Source organism: Stenotrophomonas sp. MMGLT7 (assembly GCF_021168555.1).
GTDB lineage: Bacteria > Pseudomonadota > Gammaproteobacteria > Xanthomonadales > Xanthomonadaceae > MMGLT7.
The window spans coordinates 251129-267299 of record NZ_JAJOZS010000002.1 but is presented as its reverse complement, the minus strand read 5'-3'; the positions used below and the strand labels follow the sequence as shown (position 1 = coordinate 267299).

The following is a 16171-nucleotide window of genomic DNA, read 5'->3' as shown; positions in this document are numbered from 1 at the left end:
TGGAAATGCACCATCTTCCAGCTTTTCCGCACCGATGCGGTGCAAGTCGCCTCCACTTGTCGGTGGCCGTGTGCAACCGGTGAAAATCCCGTTATCGTGTCGCCTCCAGCACGCTCGACATCCGGTCGCAGCGGCGACATCCGACCGGGAGAGACGATTCGTGGAAGCCTTTTTCGTTTGGCTGAACAGCATCATCTGGAGCCAGGCACTGATCGTGCTGTGCCTGGGCGCGGGCCTGTGGTTCTCGCTGCGCACCCGCTTCATGCAGGTCCGCGGCTTCGTCGAGATGACCCGCCTGACCTTCAGCGGGCAGAAATCCGATGCCGGCGTGTCCTCGTTCCAGGCGCTGGCGCTGTCGATGTCCGGGCGCATCGGCATCGGCAACATCGCCGGCGTGGCCACCGCCATCGCCTTCGGCGGGCCGGGCGCGGTGTTCTGGATGTGGGTGATGGGCTTCCTCGGCGCCTCGACCTCGTACATCGAGTGCACCCTGGCGCAGATCTACAAGGAAAAGGACAACCAGGGCCGCTATCGCGGCGGTCCGGCCTACTACATCGAGAAGGGCCTGGGGCTGAAGTGGTACGCCTGGGCATTCGCGCTGTCCACCATCGTCGCCACCGGTTTCCTGATGCCGGGCGTGCAGGCCAACGCCATCGCCGACAGCGCCAGCAACTTCTGCAACAGCACCAGCGTGTGCCCGAGCCTGGACGGCCAGTGGCTGGGCCTGGAGGCGGCGTTCGCCTTCAAGCTGGCGATCGGGATCGCCGTCGGCCTGCTGCTGGCGGCGATCATCTTCGGCGGGATCAAGCGCATCGCCGCGATCGCCGAGTTCGTGGTGCCGTTCATGGCCATCGGCTACATCCTGATGGCGGTGGTGGTGATGTCGCTCAACGCCAGCTTCCTGCCGACGATGTTCCGCATCATCTTCGAAAGCGCCTTCGGCCTGCATGCCGGTTTCGGCGCGATGCTGGGCCTGGCGATCGAGTGGGGCGTCAAGCGCGGCATCTACGCCAACGAGGCCGGCCAGGGCACCGGCCCGCACGCCGCCGCCGCCGCCGAGGTCTCGCATCCGGCCAAGCAGGGCTACGTGCAGGCCTGGGCGATCTACTTCGACACCATGCTGGTGTGCACGGCGACCGCGTTCCTGGTGCTGTCCACCGGCATGTACAACGTGAGCCTGCCCGACGGCACGATGGTCCACCAGGCCTTGCCGGGCGTGGCGGCCGGTTCGGGCTTCGCCCAGGCCGGCATCGAGTCGGTGCTGCCCGGCTGGGGCGCGGGCTTCGTGGCCGTGGCGCTGTTCTTCTTCGCCTTCACCACGATCATGGCCTACTACTACATGGCCGAGACCAACCTGACCTACATCAACGGCCACAAGGTGCGTCCGGTGGCCACGCTGGTGCTGCGCCTGGGCATCATCGCGATGACGGTGTTCGGCACGGTGCGCACCGCGGAGATGGCCTGGACCCTCGGCGACATCGGCGTGGGCCTGATGGCGTGGTTGAACATCATCGCCATCCTGCTGCTGCAGAAGCCGGCGCTGCTGGCGCTGCGCGACTACGAGACGCAGAAGAAGCAGGGCCTGGATCCGGTATTCGATCCGGACAAGCTCGGCATCCGCAACGCCGGCTTCTGGCGCAAGGGAGGCTGACGTGGCCGATCCGCGCCGACCGGGGCAGGGCCGCGACAGTCCCTGGGGACGTGCGCCGCGGCCTGCGCCGCGTGCACCCGCGCCTCGATCCGCGCCGCCTGCACGGGGCGAGGGCGGGCAGGAGACCGGCGAGCTGAGGCTGTACGGGCGCAACGCGGTGCAGGCGCTGTTCGCTCGCCGTCCGCAGGCCATCCGCAAGGTCTACCTGGCCGAGGCCTCGATCCCGCAGTGGCAGCCGCTGCTCAAGTGGTGCGTGGCCAACCGCATCGGCTACCGGGTGGTGGACGACACCGGCGACCTGGACCGGCTCGCCGCCAGCCGCCACCACGAGGGCATCGTCGTCGACGCGCTGCGCCAGCCGCCGCTGGCACTGGACGCCTGGCTGGCGTCGCTGCCGGCCGGACCGGTGCTGGCACTGTGGCTGGATGGCGTCGGAAACCCGCACAACCTCGGCGCGATCCTGCGGTCGGCCGCGCACTTCGGCGTGGCCGGCATCCTGTTGCCGGCCGGCGCCACGCTCGCGCTGTCCGGTGCCGCCGCGCGGGTGGCCGAGGGCGGCGCCGAGGCGGTACCGCTGGTGCAGCTGCCGCGTACCGACGTGGCCGATGCGCAACTGCACGAGGCCGGCTTCGTGCTCGCCGCCACGCTGGTGGACGGCGGGCAGGACGTGTTCGCCGCGCCGCTGCCGCCGCGGCTGGTCTACGTGATGGGAGCCGAGGGCGAGGGCATGGACCGCGGTTTCGCCCAGGCCTGCGACCTGCGCGTGTCGATTCCCGGCAGTGGCGCGGTGGAGAGCCTCAACGTGGCCTCGGCCACCGCGGTGCTGCTGGCATCGTGGTGGCGCCAGCGTCCGGCCGCTGGCTCGTCAGCACTGCGCTGAGGCCTTCAAGTCGAGTATCGACCGGACTCGGCATCGTAGCCGCGGAACCTGGATCGGGCCTTGCGCTCCGCACCTGCTTCCCGTCATCCCCGCAAAAGCCGGGGACGCTTTTCGGCAGCCGAACGGCGGATCATCCAGGGAACGCCCGGGCGATGGCGGCAACATCCCTTGGCTCCACTTGCACGGTAGCGACGATCGACGCCTCCCGCGTTGATGTCGGCGTGCGGCAGGTTGCGATGCGCGGGCCAGTGCCCCCGCATCGCCATCGGCTCACTCCTGCGGCGGCGTGACCGCCTTGAACTCGCTGCCGAAGTCGCCCTCGGCCTCGGCCGCCAAGTAGGCGAACACGGTGTAGGCGGCCACGTTCTGCGCCAGCGCCTTCGGGTCGATCTTGTCGAGGGTGTCGTCGGCGGTGTGGTGCAGGTGGAAATAGTCGCTGCCGTCCTGCGCCAGCCATGCCCAGGCCGCGCCCTTGGCGGCGATCGGGCTGATGTCGGGGCCGGGGCCGCCCTTGCCGGGCTGGTACTCGATGCCCAGCGGCGCCAGCGCCTGCGCGATCTGCGCGGTGGCCTCGCGCGAGGCGGCCGGGTTCGCCGAGCCGGTGTTGAAGGCGTAGATGCGGCCGGCGCCGAAGTCGCTCTCGGCGCCGATCTGGTGCCGCTTCATGTCGGCCGCGTCCTTGCCGTGGGCCTCGGCGTAGGCCTTGCCGCCGTACAGGCCCTGTTCCTCGTTGGCGAAGGCGACCACGCGGATGGTGCGCTTCGGCGCCTGTCCGAGCTGGCCGATCAGGTGCCCGGCGGCCATGGTGATGCCGACGCCGGCGGCATCGTCGACCGCGCCGGTGCCCAGGTCCCAGGAATCCAGGTGGCCGCCGATCACCACCACCTCCTTCGGCTTCTCGCGCCCGGTGATCTCGCCGATCACGTTGTACGAGGTCGCCTGGCCGTCCCAGCCGCAGTCCAGCGCGATGCGGATGCGGGTGGGGCCGCGCTCGACCAGCCGCGCCAGCTGGTTGGCGTCGGGCACCGACAGCGCCGCCGCCGGCACCGGCGCCAGGCCCTCGTCGAAGCGGGTGATGCCGGTGTGCGGCACGCGATGCGAATCGGTGCCGGCCGAACGCATGACGTAGCCGATGGCGCCCTTGCGGATCGCCGCCGACGGGCCGCGGCTGCGGATCGCGCCGCCGTTGCCGTAGTCCTTGCCGTCGCGCGAGGCGGTCATCTGGTAGTCGACGAAGGCGATCTTGCCGGCCAGCGAGCCATCGGGGGCGGCCTGCAGCGCCGCCAGGTCGGCGAAGCGCACCACCTCGCCCTGGACCGTGCCGCCGGGGCTGCCGCCGAGCGCGGTGATCGTCAGCGGCTGCGCGTGCGCGCCCAGCACCTCGGCCTTCTCGGCGCGGCGCTCCCACTTGGGGAAGGTGACCGGCTCGGTCCACACCTTGTCGAAGCCCAGTTGCTCGAACTTGGCCTTGGCCCAGGCCACCGCGCGCGCATCGGCTTCGCTGCCGGCGATGCGCGGGCCGATCTCGGTGGTCAGCGATTCGGTGACCTTCCAGCCGGTGTCGTCGGCCAGCGCCTGCTCGCGCAGTTGCGCGGCCTGGCGCAGCGCGGCCTCGGGAATGCGGGTCTGGGCGATGGCCGGGGCGCAGGGCAGGGCGAGCAGGACGGCGGCGGCAAGGACGAGGCGGCGCATGCGGGACTCCATGTGGGGGGAAGGGTCCCCGCACGGGGACGTGCGGGCTTTTGCGCGGGACTCGCGGTTTCCGTTCCCGCACAGGGGGATGCGCGGGCTCTTGCGAGGGACTCGCACAAAAAAGAAGCCGCGAGCTTAGCAGCGCGCGGCTTCCGGCCCGTGTGCGGAAGGTCATCCTTCCGCGACGCGGATCACTTCTTCAGCGAGTCGCGGATCTCGCGCAGCAGCACCACTTCCTCGCTTGGCGCCGCCGGCTTGGCCGGTTCCTCGGCCTTCTTGCGGCTCAGGCGATTGAGTGCCTTGATCACCAGGAAGATCGCGAAGGCGATGATCACGAACTGCACGACGGTGTTGAGGAAATCGCCGTAGCCGATCACCACGGCGGGGATCTCCTGGCCGTCGGCGCCGACCTCGGCCGGCTTGAGCGTCCACGCCAGCTTGGAGAAGTCGATGCCGCCGACCAGCCAGCCGATCGGCGGCATGATGATCTTGTCCACCAGCGCGGTGACGATCTTGCCGAACGCGCCGCCGATCACCACACCGACCGCCAGGTCGATGACGTTGCCGCGCATGGCGAATTCCTTGAACTCGCTGATCATTCCCATCGTTTGCTCCTTGTGTCATTCGGCGTCGGGGGTGCGCCGTGCGCGAACAGCCTAGCCCAGAGAATGTCAGCCGGAAATGACGCCGTGGCGCTCGGCCACGTTCTCCAGCCGCGCGCTGAAACGGTCGCCGGGAAGCAGCGGGCCGACGCCGGCCGGCGTGCCCATGAACACAAGGTCGCCGGCCTTGAGCGCGAACAGCTGCGACAGCTCGTGCAGGATCTCCGGCACGTCCCAGATCAGTTGGTCCAGCAGCGACTGCTGCCGCACCTGGCCGTTGACCTCCAGCGACAGGTTGAGCGCGGCGAGGTCGCCGACCTCGCCGGCCGGCACCAGCGAGCTGATCGGTGCGGAATGGTCGAACGCCTTGCCGGTGTCCCATGGCAGGCCCTTGGCCTTGGCGGCGGCCTGCAGGTCGCGGCGGGTCAGGTCCAGGCCGACGCCGTAGCCGAACACCAGCGACATCGCCGCCTCCACCGGCAGCACCCCAGGCGGCGCGTCCTTGCCCAGCGCCACCACCAGCTCGACCTCGTGGTGCAGTTCGCGGGTGCTGGGCGGATAGGGGATGTGCTCGCTGTCGACGACGATGGCATCGGCCGGCTTGAGGAAGAACGTCGGCGTGCCGCGATCGGTTCTGGATGCCGGGGCGGCCGCGCCCATTTCGCGGGCGTGGTCGGCGAAGTTGCGGCCTACGCAGTAGATGCGGTGCACGGGGAAGGTGCCGCCACCCTCCACGGGCACGCGCGGCTGGGCGGGGGCGCGGATTACATCGGTCAAGCTCACGTCGGTCATGCTCGCGTCCTGTTGTGAAACGACGCGGGAGTCTAGCGCGCGGACCGTCGGCGTGGTGCCGACGCGGCTCAACGCGAGTAGGGCAGCACCGGCTTGCGGACGACCTGGTACTCGGCGTCGACGACGGCATGCTCGCCATTGCCGGCACGCTTGCCGCGCTGGCTCAGCAGCTTCCAGGCGACGCCGCCCAGGATCATCGCCGCTCCCACGAACACGCCGAACACCACCAGCACCGCGAGGATCGCCAGGCCAGCCAGTCCCGCGGCCAGACGCACCAGCGGATGGCGGGGTTTGCGCGGCTCGAACAGGCCGCGGAAGGTGCCGAAGGTGAAGGTACGGATATGCATGGATCTACGTGTCGCGTGCCCGGTAGGCGATGACAGGAGTATTACGGCGATCGTGCCCGATCGAGTGAAATATTCGTTAAATACAGGTTTTATCCTTTCTGTTCAATGAGTTGACTCGCTCGTGGCGATACTCGGGCGCTGCCGGGAGTTGGGTGCGACAATGGGTTTTCCCCGATCCCCGCGCTTTCCCATGGCCGATCCACTGCTTTCCCAGCCGCCGCTGGCATGCCTGCAGGACATTCCGCAGGACGGACTGTTGGAGGTGGAGGCCGTCGTCGAAGGCCGGCCCGAATCGCTGATCCTGCATCGCCGGGCGGAACAGTCGCGGGCCTGGCTGAACATCTGCCCGCATGCCGGCCGGCGGCTGGACTGGGCGCCGGGCCAGTTCCTCGTCAGCGCCGACGGCAAGCTCGTCTGCGCCGCCCATGGCGCCACGTTCGAACTCGATGGCGGCCTGTGCGTGTCCGGCCCGTGCCGCGGCCAGTCGCTGCAGGCGGTGGCGCTGCGGGTGCAGGACGGCAAGGTGTCGCTGGCGCAGTGACTGCTCGCCGGCAGCCGCGCGCCGGCCGGCTCAGAACATCAGGTTGATGACCGGCACCATCACCGCGATGTAGATCAGCGATAGCGGCGCACCCACGCGCCACAGCTCGCGCGGGGTGTAGTTGGCCGGGCCGGTGACCATCGAGATCACCGGGTTGGAGGCGGTCATCAGGTTGTTGGAGGCCGACAGCGCCACGATCAGCGCGAACGCGGTGGGGTTGCCGCCTGCCGCCAGCGCCAGGTTGACCGCGATCGGCACCATCACGATGGTGGCGCCGACGTGGCTGATCACCAGCGAGAACGCGGTGGTCAGCACTGCCAGTGCGACCTCGATCACCCATACCGGGATGCCCTGCGGCAGCCGGTCGATGGTGTGCCCGGCGACCCAGGCGGCGGTGCCGGAACTGTCCATGGCCCAGCCCAGCGGGATCAGCCCGGCCATCATGAACACCGTCTTCCAGCTGATCGAGGCGTAGGCCTCGTCCATGCGCAGCACGCCGGTGACCAGCATCCCGGCCACGCCCATCATCAGCGTCAGCGGCACCGACAGCTTGGAGGTCAGCGCGATGACGATGGTCACCGCGAAGATCGCCATGGCGATCTTGAACTTGTGCGGGCGCTGCTCGCCCTTGGGGAAATCGGTCACCGGCACGAAGTCGCGGCCCTCGGCGGCCTGCGCCAGATCCTGCCAGATGCTGTGCACCACCAGCATGTCGCCGGCGCGCAGCGGCTGCTTGCGCACGTTCTCGCGGATCACCTGCTTGTCGCGGTTGATCGCCAGCAGGCTGATGCCGCTCTGCTTGCGCAGGCGCAGCTCGGCCGCGCTCTTGCCGATGAAGCGCGAGTTCGGCGGCACCACCACCTCGGCGATGCCGGCACGGGCCGGGTTGAACAGGTCGCCGAGGTGGCGCAGCCGCGAGGACATCTTCATGAACTGGTTCTGCGCGAAGTCGGCCACCTGCTGGCGCGGGCCCATCACCCCCAGCACGCTGCCGACCCAGATGCGCATGTCCGCCGGCGGCGCCAGGCGGGTGTCCTCGCCGGTCTTGAGCGCCAGCATCAGCGGCGCGTCGTGCACCGTCTCCGCTTCGCCCAGGGTCATGCCTACCAGTGGGCTCTCGGCGCTGACGGTCAGCTCGAACACGTCGCCCTCGATGCCGTAGGTGTTGGCGAAATAGCTCTCCGTGCGCGCGGGGGTGACGCCGTTGTTGACCAACCGCTCCTCCTCGACCAGCTTGCGGTCGCCGAAGAAGCGGAAGTACAGCAGCGAGGCGATCAGCAGCGCCACGCCGATCGGCAGCGGCGCGAACATGCGCAGCGGCTCGATCGTGGCCATGCCCGAGGGCAGGTTGTTGTTGGCCGAGGCCAGCAGGTCGTTGAGCAGGATCAGCGGCGAGTTGCCGACCATGGTCAGCGCGCCGCCCATCACGATCGCCGCGGCGATCGGCAGCAGCAGCCGCTGCAGGCTCAGTCCGGTGCGCGCGGACAGGCGCGAGGCCACCGGCAGGTACAGCGCCATCACCGACGGGTTCTGCATGAACGAGGAGTTGAGCCCGGCGATGGCGGTGGTCATCAGCAGCAGCCGCTGCTCGATGCCGCGGGCGCGGCGCAGCAGCCACGAGGCCAGCCGGTTCAGCGCGCCGGTGCGCTCCAGCCCGGCGCCGAGGATGGTGGTGGCGATGATGCTCATCACCGCGTTGCCGGAGAAACCGCCGAAGATCTCCTCTGGCGCGATCAGCCCGGTCGCGCCCAGCACCACCAGCACGATCAGCGCCACCACGTCGGCGCGGATGCGCTCGAACAGGAACATCGCCATCGTGAAGCCGACCAGCCCGAGCACGAGCCTCATGTCGTTGGTCAGCGTCAGCGCGGTTTCCATTGGGGTGGGGATTCGGGATTCGGGATGGGGGATTGGTTGCGGTCGGGCATCCGGTTGCGGGGACAGGCCTTGCTGTCACGAATCCCGAATCTCGAATCCCGATTCCCGATCGTAAAGCAGATCCCACACGCCATGGCCCAGCTTCTGCCCGCGGGTCTCGAAATGGGTCTGCGGCCGCCAGGGCGGGCGCGGCACGTGCCCGCGCGGCCCGGCGCGGTTGACCAGGCCGGGGGTGGCGTCGAGCACGTCCCACATCTGCTCGGCATAGTCCTGCCAGTCGGTGGCCGCGTGCAGGCGCCCGCCCGGGCGCAGCTTGCGCACCAGCAGCCCGGCGAAGGCCGGCTGGATCAGCCGGCGCTTGTTGTGGCGCTTCTTGTGCCAGGGGTCGGGGAAGTAGATGCGCACCTCGTCCAGCGCGCCATCGGCGATCTCGTTCTCCAGCACTTCCACCGCGTCGTGGTGGTAGATGCGCACGTGGTCGCTGCCGTCCTCGGCCAGGGCGTTGAGCAGGCGGCCGACACCGGGCGCGTGCACCTCGATGCCGAGGTAGTCGCGCGCCGGGTCCTGGCGCGCGGCGAAGCGCAGCGCATCGCCGTTGCCGAAGCCGATCTCCAGTACCTTGTGCGCATCGCGGCCGAAGGTGGCATCCAGGTCGCGCGGCTGGCCGCGGTAGTCCAGGCCGAAGCGCGGCCAGCGTTCGTCGAAGGCGCGCTGCTGGGCGGGGGTGAAGCGGCCCTGGCGCAGCACGAAACTGCGCACGCGGCGCACGCCTTGCTCGACGGTGAAGGGCTTGGGCGGGGTCTTGGCGCCCGGACTGTTGAAGGGGTCGGTCATGTCGGGAGATCGGCCGGGCGGCCGGCGCACGCGGGTACGCCGGCCAGCGGGGAGAAGGGATGGGGCCGGGCGTTGGCGTCGGGCACGCCGCCGGCGTCGATGCGGCCGCCGCTGCGCCCGCAAGGCCGGCGCGAACGCCTGCATTCGCCGGCGATGTCCGGCCGGTCGCGGTGGAAGGGGGCTTTCATCGCGCAATTATCGCCGATTGCCCGGCGTGCACGCGTCGACGTCGCGGCGTCGTTGTCCGCTCTTCTGTCCGTGGCCAGGAGTAGCGGTTCCAGCCGGGCCGGCTGCACCGGGGCCGATCCGCCTGCCCGGGGGGCGGCCTGTCGCGCTGCAGCGTGAGGGTTCTTCGATGGAGTGAAACCATGGCCGCCCACTCGGCCGGGTATGCCGCCCGCCGCTGCCGATCGCCCCAGGAGAGAGCCGCATGTCGCCGTATTCCCGTCCCGTCCGTTCGCTGATGGCGCTCGCCCTTGTCGTGGCGGCCGGCCACGCGCTGGCCGATTCGCCCTATTCGCAGACCGTGTTCTTCGGCGACAGCCTGACCGACAGCGGCTACTACCAGCCCCTGCTGCCGGCCGCGGTGCAGCCGGTGACCGGGCGCTTCACCACCAACCCCGGCTACGTGTGGTCCGAGTTCCTGGCCCAGATGTACGGCACCTCGGCGGTGCCCAACGGCAACGGCCGCGACGGCAGCAACTACGCCGCCGGCGGCGCGCGCGTGGGCCAGGATACGGTCGGCGCGCTGGGGCCGACGCCTTCGCTGGCCACCCAGGCCTCCGCCTATCTGGCCGCCAGCGGCGGCAGCGCCGACCCGAACGCGCTGTACTCGGTGTGGGGCGGCGCCAACGACCTGTTCGCGGTCACCGCCGGCGCGCCGGCGCAGGCCACCATCGGCAGCGCCGTGGCCGCGCAGGTCGGCATCATCGGCGGCCTGCAGCAGGCCGGTGCGCGCTACGTGCTGGTGCCGACCATTCCCGACCTCGGGCTCACGCCGTCGTTCCGTGCCCAGGGCACCGCCGCGATGGCGCAGGGCACCGCCCTGTCCAGCACCTACAACCAGGCCCTGTTCGGCGGGTTGCAGGCGGCCGGGCTGCAGGTGATCCCGGTCGATACCTTCCACCTGCTGCAGGAAATCGCCGCCGATCCTGCCGCCTACGGCTTCAGCAACATCACCGGTACCGCCTGCCAGCCGCAGGTCACCGCCAACTCGCTGACCTGCAATCCCACCAGCTACGCCACGCCGGACGCGTCCTCGACCTACCTCTTCGCCGACGGCGTGCATCCGACCACGGCCACCCATCGCATGCTGGCGCAGTATGCCGCCTCGATCCTGGAAGGCCCGCGCCTGCAGCAGGTGCTGACGCGCTCGGCGCAGGCCATCGGCCGTGCCCGGGCCGACCAGGTCGCCTGGCACCTGGATGGCCGCCCGCAGGCCGACGGCGTGCGCTGGTGGGGCAACCTGCGCGGCGATTCGCAGCGCCACGAGCACGGCGACCTGTTCGACGGCACCGCGCCGGCGGGATTGTTCGGGGTGGACTGGGCGCGCGGCAGCTGGGTGTTCGGTGGTTTCGCCGGCCATGGCCGGCTCGAGGCCGACTTCGGCAACAGCCGCGGTGACTTCAGGCAGACCGACACCACCGTGGGCGCCTTCGCCGGCTGGTACGGCGAGCAGTCGTGGGTCAACGCCCAGGTCGGCTACAGCTGGCTGGACTACGACGTGCGCCGCCAGGTCAACCTGGGCCCGGCGCGACGCCAGCACGGCGGATCGCCCGACGGCAGCAACCTCACCGCCGCGCTCAACGCCGGCTACGAGTTCGGCCAGCGCGGCGGCCTTCGCCACGGCCCGGTGGCCTCGCTGACCTGGCAGAAGGTCAAGCTGGATGGCTATGTCGAGAGCAATCCCGGCGCCACCGCGCTCGGCTACGGCGACCAGGACCTGGACTCGAGCGTCGGCCGTGTCGGCTGGCAGGTGAGGGGGGGCGGCGGCGCGCTCAGGCCATACCTGCAGGCGACCTACGACCATGAGTTCGAGCAAGGCCGGCAGGCCAGCGCCTGGCTGCAGTCCATCCCCGAGGCCGGAACCTACCAGGTGCCGGGCCTGGCGCTGGATCGCAACTACGCCACGGTGGTGCTCGGCGCCCGTCCCACGTTGGCCGGATTGCAGAGCAATATCGGCATCTCGGCGACCACCGGGCAGAAACGCGCACACGACGCCACGCTGTTCGTGAACTTCTCCGGCGGTTTCTGAGGCGGGCGGGGCGTCGCCGCGGCGGCGCCTCGTTGCGTTCGGCCGGCCTGCGCGCATAGACTTGCCGCACGTCGCGGGCGTAGCTCAATGGTAGAGCTGTAGCTTCCCAAGCTACTGACGAGGGTTCGATTCCCTTCGCCCGCTCCAATTCAAGTTCTGCTGAGTTCCACTGGGTTCCCTAAGGGCTTGAATACAGACGATTTTTCCTCCTTCGATGTTCCGGTGACTTCCACTGAATTCCACCGGTAGCCAGCGCTTTCGAGGCCATTGCTGAGGCCATCGCAATCCGGGCGCATGGCTTTCCGCATTGTCGCTGGAGGAGCAAGGATTCCAGGACGCATCCAATCCTGACCGTAAGTTCAGGAGCTGGAACCAGGGCACTTTCGGACGTTGTCGTCAGGCGGGCACGGACCACCGGCAAGCCCTGTTCGATCGCGGACCAGGATGGCCTCGCCATCCATGTCTCGGCGAGCGGATGCAAATCCCGGCACTTTCGCCATTGCTGGCTCGCCAGGCAGAAGCGCATGTCGTTTGGGACCTATCCCGGCGCGACGAGGCCCGCGCCCTGCTGGCGTCGGGCACCTACCCGCACGTCGAGCGCAAGCGCTTCGCGGCCAGGGCCGCCGAGGAGAACAGCTACAACGTCCCCAACATGCTGCCCATGGCGCTCCACGCACAGGCGGTCGGCAAGTCGCGCCGCTGGATCGCCCATGTGGACTCCCGGCAATCCGCCCGAGGAAGGTCAGCCGGCGACACGGGTCTGGCCGAACAGGGGCTGGCTGTGTGACGGCGCCAGCGGCATTGCTCATGTCGAATTGGCAGTGTGTTCGCGCAGCCACTGATGCGCGGGATCGCGGTGAGCCCGTTCGGGCCAGAGCATCAGCATGTCGAAGCCGGGAACGTCGAGCGGCGGCTCGACGACCTGCAGCGCGGCATCGCCGCCTACCAGTCGCGACGGCACCATTGCCACCATGTCGGTGTGCGCCAGCACCGCGCCCAGGAACAGGAAGTGCGGTACCGACAAGGCGATGTGGCGCGTCGTGCCTCGCTCGGCCAATGCCGCATCCGTCACGCCATGGAAGCCGCCACCGTCCGGCGACACGATGACATGGTCAAGCTTGCAGAACTGGGCCAACGTCGGGCGACGTTTCAAGCGCGGGTGTCCGGCACGACCTGCAAGCACGTAGCGCTCCGTGAACATCAGCCTGCGGCGCAAATCCGGTGGCGCTTCGGCGCCAATGAGAAATGCCAGGTCGATGTCTCCTTGTTCCGCCTTCTTCGCCACTTGCGAAGGGGCGCATTGCACGATGGCCAGCCGTGTTGCGGGTGCAGCCTTGCGCAGTGACGACAGGGCGGGCAGCAGGATCGTGAACTCGCTGTAGTCGGAGGCCGCAATGCGCCAGGTCTGGCTGGCCTGGGCTGGATCGAAAGGATTGGAGGGCGCGACTGCTTGCTCCAGCGTGGCCAATGCCTGCCGCAGCGGTTCGCGCAGTTCGTCGGCGCGAGCGGTGGGACGCATGCCACGCGGACCGGGCAGCAGCAGCGGGTCGTCGAAGAACTCGCGTAACCGGGAGAGCTGCACGCTCACGCTAGGTTGCGACAGATGCAGGCGCTCGGCCGCGCGGGTCACGTTGTGCTCGATCAACAACGCGTCGAGCGTGACCAGAAGATTCAGGTCGAGGCGCCTCAAGGAATTATTCATGGCTATATCAGAAATTAAGATCATTCATTTCCACTATAAATAATGCCGTCTTACCGTGCCCCCATCTACCGATGGAGTACACCAGCATGAAAATCCTCCTTGTCCATGCCCACCCCGAGCGCACATCGGTCACCCATCAACTCGCCGACATTTCCTTTGACGTTCTGAAAGACCGGGGACACGAGGTCATGCAGTCCGACTTGTACGCCATGGGGTGGAAGGCGGTATTCGACGCCCAGGACTTTCCCGGGCGAGCCGACCAGGACCGCCTGTCCTTCATCCAGGAATCGGGACATGCGTTCGCCAATGGTTGCCAGACGCCCGACGTCGAGGAAGAACAACGCAAGCTCCTGGCCGCCGATGCGTTGATCCTGCATTTCCCGCTGTGGTGGTTCAGCATGCCGGCGATCATGAAGGGCTGGGTGGACAGGGTGTGGGCCTACGGCCTGGCCTATGGCTACCGGGGCGCCGGCAACGCCTATCGTTATGGCGATGGTGGTTTCGCGGGCAAGCGCGCGCTGTTGGCGGTCTCTGTCGGTGGGCCGGCGATCGACTACTCGCCTCGCGGCATCAACGGGCCATTGGAACAACTGCTGTTTCCCATCACCCACGGCACGCTGTTCTTTTCCGGCATGCAGGTGCTGCCCACCTTCGCTGTCCATGGGGCTGCGGGAATCGACGCCAGAGGCATGGCCGAAGCCGTCGCGGCTTGGCGCCGCCGGGTGGAACGGCTGTTCGAGGACGAACCGATCGCCTTCCGAGCGCAGAATGGCGGCGACTACCCTGACCGCCATGTCCTTGGCGATCATGTCGCACCGGATCGGACGGGCTTGATGGCGCACGTCGCCGATGTCTCCCGGCCGGCCGACGACGAGCACGCAAATCGCTCACTGGGTGCGTGACTCCTTGCTCGCCAAGCGGCCGACCGTGGCCAGCGCAGATGACGTGGTCCAGGCCTGCCATCGGCCACGGCTCGATATGAAAAGAACGTGTTGCCGTTTTCACAAGAAACGAACCGGCCGGCCAGCATGTTTTTGCGCCGCACCATCGCAGGAACGTCGCGGCCGTCTCGATCGCCACAGGGGCGGCGGAGCCGTTGCCGGTCGTCAAAAGGAATCCCGGTTTGAACATCGTCCCCGCATCATCACAACCCGTCCGCTCCGGCGTCTCGGAACCTTCCAGAACCGGCGGCCATCTCCCACTGGAAGACTACGCAGCGCTCGGCGACGGGCGGTCCGTGGCCTTGTCCGGGGCCGACGGGTCGATCGACTGGTGGTGCGTTCCCGACATGCATTCCCCGCCGCTGTTCGACCGCCTGCTCGACGCGGCGGAGGGCGGGCGCTTTTCCCTGCAGCCTGACGGGCCGTTCACGGTCGAGCGCAGCTACCGGGCGAACAGCAACGTCCTGGAAACCGTCTTCACGACGCCGGACGGGCGCGCCAGGCTCACGGAGTCCCTCAACAGCGGTACCGCCGGCCGCCTGCCATGGACGGAACTTGCCCGCCGGGTCGAGGGACTGGAAGGGCGCGTGCGTTTCACCTTCGAGATGCGGCCGGGGCGGCAGGGCGGCGCGGCCAGCCCCTATCACTCCACGGTCGGCAAGCACGCGGTCTTCCACGTCAAATCGGTTCTCGGCCTTTTCGTCCACAGCGGCGGCGTCCGCAGCGACTGGGCGGACGAAGGCATCACTGGCGACCTGGCGGTCGCGGCCGGCGAGCGGGAGACGGTGGCCATCGTCGCCGGACGCGACGAGCCGCTGGTGGTGCCGCGGATCGAGGACATCGACGAGCGGATCGACATCTCCGACCGGGAATGGCGCGACTGGACCCGCCACCTCGGCTATCGCGGGAGCGATCGCGAGGCCTTCCTCCGCAGCGCCCTGGCGCTGAAGCTGCTGCTCCATTCGCCCTCCGGCGCGATCGCGGCGGCGGCCACGACCTCCCTGCCGGAACGGATCGGCGGCGAGAAGAACTACGACTACCGCTACGCCTGGGTGCGGGACGCGGGATACACGATCAATTCCTTCCTCGAGGCCGGTGCGGAGCCTGAGGCGAAGGCGGCCTTCTCGTGGCTGATGCGCCAGCTGCGCGAGACCGGTTGCCGGGTTTGCTACACGCTCGACGGCGGGGAGGTGCCCGCCACCGAACACGTGCGCGTGCCCGGCTACCGCGGTACGGGGCCGGTGCTGACCGGCAACGACGCCGGGAGCCAGGACCAGCACGGCGTCTACGGCGACATTTTCGAGACCGCCTCCCGCTTCGTCGGAAGCTGCAACATCCTCGACAGCGCCAGCGCCGAAACCCTCTCGCGCCTCGCCGACGAATGCGCGGACCGCTGGCGGATGCCCGACGCCGGCATGTGGGAACTGCCGGAATACGAGCATTACACCATGTCCAAGATCAGTTGCTGGCAGGCGCTGGCACGCGCCGTCGAACTGGCCGATGGAGGCCAGCTTCCCACCACCTGCCGTGACCGCTGGCAGCGCGAGCGTGACCGGATCAAGGACTGGATCGAGCGCGAATGCTGGTCCGAATCCAAGCAGGCCTTCGTGATGTTCCCCGGCAGCGACGCGCTTGACGCCTCGCTCACGCTGGCGGTGCGCTTCGGCTTCGACGGCCGCGAACGGTTGCAGCTGACGCTGGACGCGATCGACCGCGAACTCGGTGCCGGCCCCTATCACTACCGTTACACCGGAATGGATGCGGAGGAGGGCTGCTTCCTGGCCTGCTCGTTCTGGATGATCGAGGCCCGCGCGCTGCTCGGGCAGCGTGACGAAGCCCGCGCACGCCTCGAACGCCTGACGAAGGCTCTCGCGCGCGGAGGCGGACTGTTCTCCGAAATGGCCGATCCGCGCTCCGGCGCCTTCCTCGGCAATCTTCCGCAAGGGCTCACGCATCTGGCGCACATCGCCGCGCTCGCGGCACTGGGCGAGCCGGCACGCGACTGAGCCGTTGCGTCCGCGTAGGTCGACGCCGCCCTTGCGCATATGCAGGCGCGA

Annotated in this window: 14 protein-coding genes and 1 tRNA gene; 8 read left to right on the top strand and 7 right to left on the bottom strand. The window is 68.8% G+C overall.

The window, feature by feature from the left end; genetic code table 11:
* Nucleotides 1-160: 160 nt before the first annotated feature.
* Both LRX76_RS03930 and LRX76_RS03925 read left to right on the top strand, forming a co-directional pair.
* The gene (locus tag LRX76_RS03930) at nt 161-1651 is read left to right on the top strand and encodes an alanine/glycine:cation symporter family protein (protein ID WP_231802282.1); all 1491 of its coding nucleotides are present in this window, start codon (nt 161-163) and stop codon (nt 1649-1651) included.
* Between the two features lies 1 nt (nt 1652).
* Complete coding sequence (locus tag LRX76_RS03925) at nt 1653-2531, top strand: TrmH family RNA methyltransferase (protein ID WP_231802280.1); 879 nt, start codon at nt 1653-1655, stop codon at nt 2529-2531.
* 270 nt (nt 2532-2801) lie between these two features.
* Here the strand turns inward: LRX76_RS03925 and LRX76_RS03920 are convergent, their stop codons facing one another.
* The 4 genes from LRX76_RS03920 to LRX76_RS03905 all read right to left on the bottom strand — a co-directional run bounded on the left by LRX76_RS03920 (nt 2802) and on the right by LRX76_RS03905 (nt 5964).
* A complete protein-coding gene (locus tag LRX76_RS03920; protein WP_231802278.1) occupies nt 2802-4223 on the bottom strand; it encodes a M20/M25/M40 family metallo-hydrolase in 1422 nt (473 codons plus the stop codon).
* A 191-nt stretch (nt 4224-4414) separates the two neighbouring features.
* Nucleotides 4415-4828, bottom strand: a complete 414-nt coding sequence (gene mscL / locus LRX76_RS03915; protein WP_231802276.1) for a large-conductance mechanosensitive channel protein MscL — start codon at nt 4826-4828, stop codon at nt 4415-4417.
* A gap of 66 nt (nt 4829-4894) precedes the next feature.
* Nucleotides 4895-5617: a fumarylacetoacetate hydrolase family protein gene (locus tag LRX76_RS03910; protein ID WP_231802274.1), complete on the bottom strand. Its 723-nt coding sequence runs from the start codon at nt 5615-5617 to the stop codon at nt 4895-4897.
* A 68-nt stretch (nt 5618-5685) separates the two neighbouring features.
* Nucleotides 5686-5964, bottom strand: a complete 279-nt coding sequence (locus LRX76_RS03905) for a hypothetical protein (protein WP_231802272.1) — start codon at nt 5962-5964, stop codon at nt 5686-5688.
* Nucleotides 5965-6154: 190 nt separating this feature from the next.
* On the opposite strand from LRX76_RS03905, the gene LRX76_RS03900 reads away from it, so the two are divergent.
* On the top strand, nt 6155-6505 hold the full coding sequence (locus tag LRX76_RS03900) for a Rieske (2Fe-2S) protein (protein WP_231802270.1): 351 nt from the start codon (nt 6155-6157) through the stop codon (nt 6503-6505).
* A 30-nt stretch (nt 6506-6535) separates the two neighbouring features.
* Here LRX76_RS03900 and LRX76_RS03895 read toward each other — a convergent pair whose 3' ends face one another.
* Nucleotides 6536-8383, bottom strand: coding sequence for an SLC13 family permease (locus tag LRX76_RS03895; RefSeq protein WP_231802268.1), 1848 nt, complete (start codon nt 8381-8383; stop codon nt 6536-6538).
* Between the two features lie 75 nt (nt 8384-8458).
* The gene (gene trmB, locus LRX76_RS03890; protein WP_231802266.1) at nt 8459-9217 is read right to left on the bottom strand and encodes a tRNA (guanosine(46)-N7)-methyltransferase TrmB; all 759 of its coding nucleotides are present in this window, start codon (nt 9215-9217) and stop codon (nt 8459-8461) included.
* A 463-nt stretch (nt 9218-9680) separates the two neighbouring features.
* On the opposite strand from trmB, the gene LRX76_RS03885 reads away from it, so the two are divergent.
* From LRX76_RS03885 to LRX76_RS03875, 3 genes are all read left to right on the top strand, one after another.
* Nucleotides 9681-11471, top strand: a complete 1791-nt coding sequence (locus tag LRX76_RS03885; protein ID WP_231802644.1) for an autotransporter domain-containing protein — start codon at nt 9681-9683, stop codon at nt 11469-11471.
* A gap of 73 nt (nt 11472-11544) precedes the next feature.
* Nucleotides 11545-11618 (top strand) — tRNA-Gly (locus LRX76_RS03880).
* 328 nt (nt 11619-11946) lie between these two features.
* Nucleotides 11947-12258 carry a hypothetical protein gene (locus LRX76_RS03875; RefSeq protein WP_231802264.1) on the top strand — a complete coding sequence of 104 codons (312 nt, stop codon included), beginning with the start codon at nt 11947-11949 and terminating at the stop codon, nt 12256-12258.
* An 18-nt stretch (nt 12259-12276) separates the two neighbouring features.
* Here LRX76_RS03875 and LRX76_RS03870 read toward each other — a convergent pair whose 3' ends face one another.
* Nucleotides 12277-13173, bottom strand: coding sequence for a LysR family transcriptional regulator (locus LRX76_RS03870; RefSeq protein ID WP_231802262.1), 897 nt, complete (start codon nt 13171-13173; stop codon nt 12277-12279).
* Between the two features lie 86 nt (nt 13174-13259).
* On the opposite strand from LRX76_RS03870, the gene LRX76_RS03865 reads away from it, so the two are divergent.
* Together LRX76_RS03865 and LRX76_RS03860 are read left to right on the top strand one after the other, a co-directional pair.
* Nucleotides 13260-14075: an NAD(P)H-dependent oxidoreductase gene (locus LRX76_RS03865; RefSeq protein WP_231802260.1), complete on the top strand. Its 816-nt coding sequence runs from the start codon at nt 13260-13262 to the stop codon at nt 14073-14075.
* Nucleotides 14076-14302: 227 nt separating this feature from the next.
* A complete protein-coding gene (locus LRX76_RS03860; protein WP_231802642.1) occupies nt 14303-16120 on the top strand; it encodes a glycoside hydrolase family 15 protein in 1818 nt (605 codons plus the stop codon).
* Nucleotides 16121-16171 lie beyond the last annotated feature (51 nt).

Excerpts from the sequence above, each read along its gene's own strand:
- LRX76_RS03920 (WP_231802278.1), bottom strand. The coding sequence starts at position 4,223 with ATGCGCCGCCTCGTCCTTGCCGCCGCCGTCCTGCTCGCCCTGCCCTGC.
- mscL (WP_231802276.1), bottom strand. The coding sequence starts at position 4,828 with ATGGGAATGATCAGCGAGTTCAAGGAATTCGCCATGCGCGGCAACGTC.
- LRX76_RS03910 (WP_231802274.1), bottom strand. The coding sequence starts at position 5,617 with ATGACCGACGTGAGCTTGACCGATGTAATCCGCGCCCCCGCCCAGCCG.
- LRX76_RS03905 (WP_231802272.1), bottom strand. The coding sequence starts at position 5,964 with ATGCATATCCGTACCTTCACCTTCGGCACCTTCCGCGGCCTGTTCGAG.
- LRX76_RS03900 (WP_231802270.1), top strand. The coding sequence starts at position 6,155 with ATGGCCGATCCACTGCTTTCCCAGCCGCCGCTGGCATGCCTGCAGGAC.
- LRX76_RS03895 (WP_231802268.1), bottom strand. The coding sequence starts at position 8,383 with ATGGAAACCGCGCTGACGCTGACCAACGACATGAGGCTCGTGCTCGGG.
- trmB (WP_231802266.1), bottom strand. The coding sequence starts at position 9,217 with ATGACCGACCCCTTCAACAGTCCGGGCGCCAAGACCCCGCCCAAGCCC.
- LRX76_RS03885 (WP_231802644.1), top strand. The coding sequence starts at position 9,681 with ATGGCGCTCGCCCTTGTCGTGGCGGCCGGCCACGCGCTGGCCGATTCG.
- LRX76_RS03875 (WP_231802264.1), top strand. The coding sequence starts at position 11,947 with ATGCAAATCCCGGCACTTTCGCCATTGCTGGCTCGCCAGGCAGAAGCG.
- LRX76_RS03870 (WP_231802262.1), bottom strand. The coding sequence starts at position 13,173 with ATGAATAATTCCTTGAGGCGCCTCGACCTGAATCTTCTGGTCACGCTC.
- LRX76_RS03865 (WP_231802260.1), top strand. The coding sequence starts at position 13,260 with ATGAAAATCCTCCTTGTCCATGCCCACCCCGAGCGCACATCGGTCACC.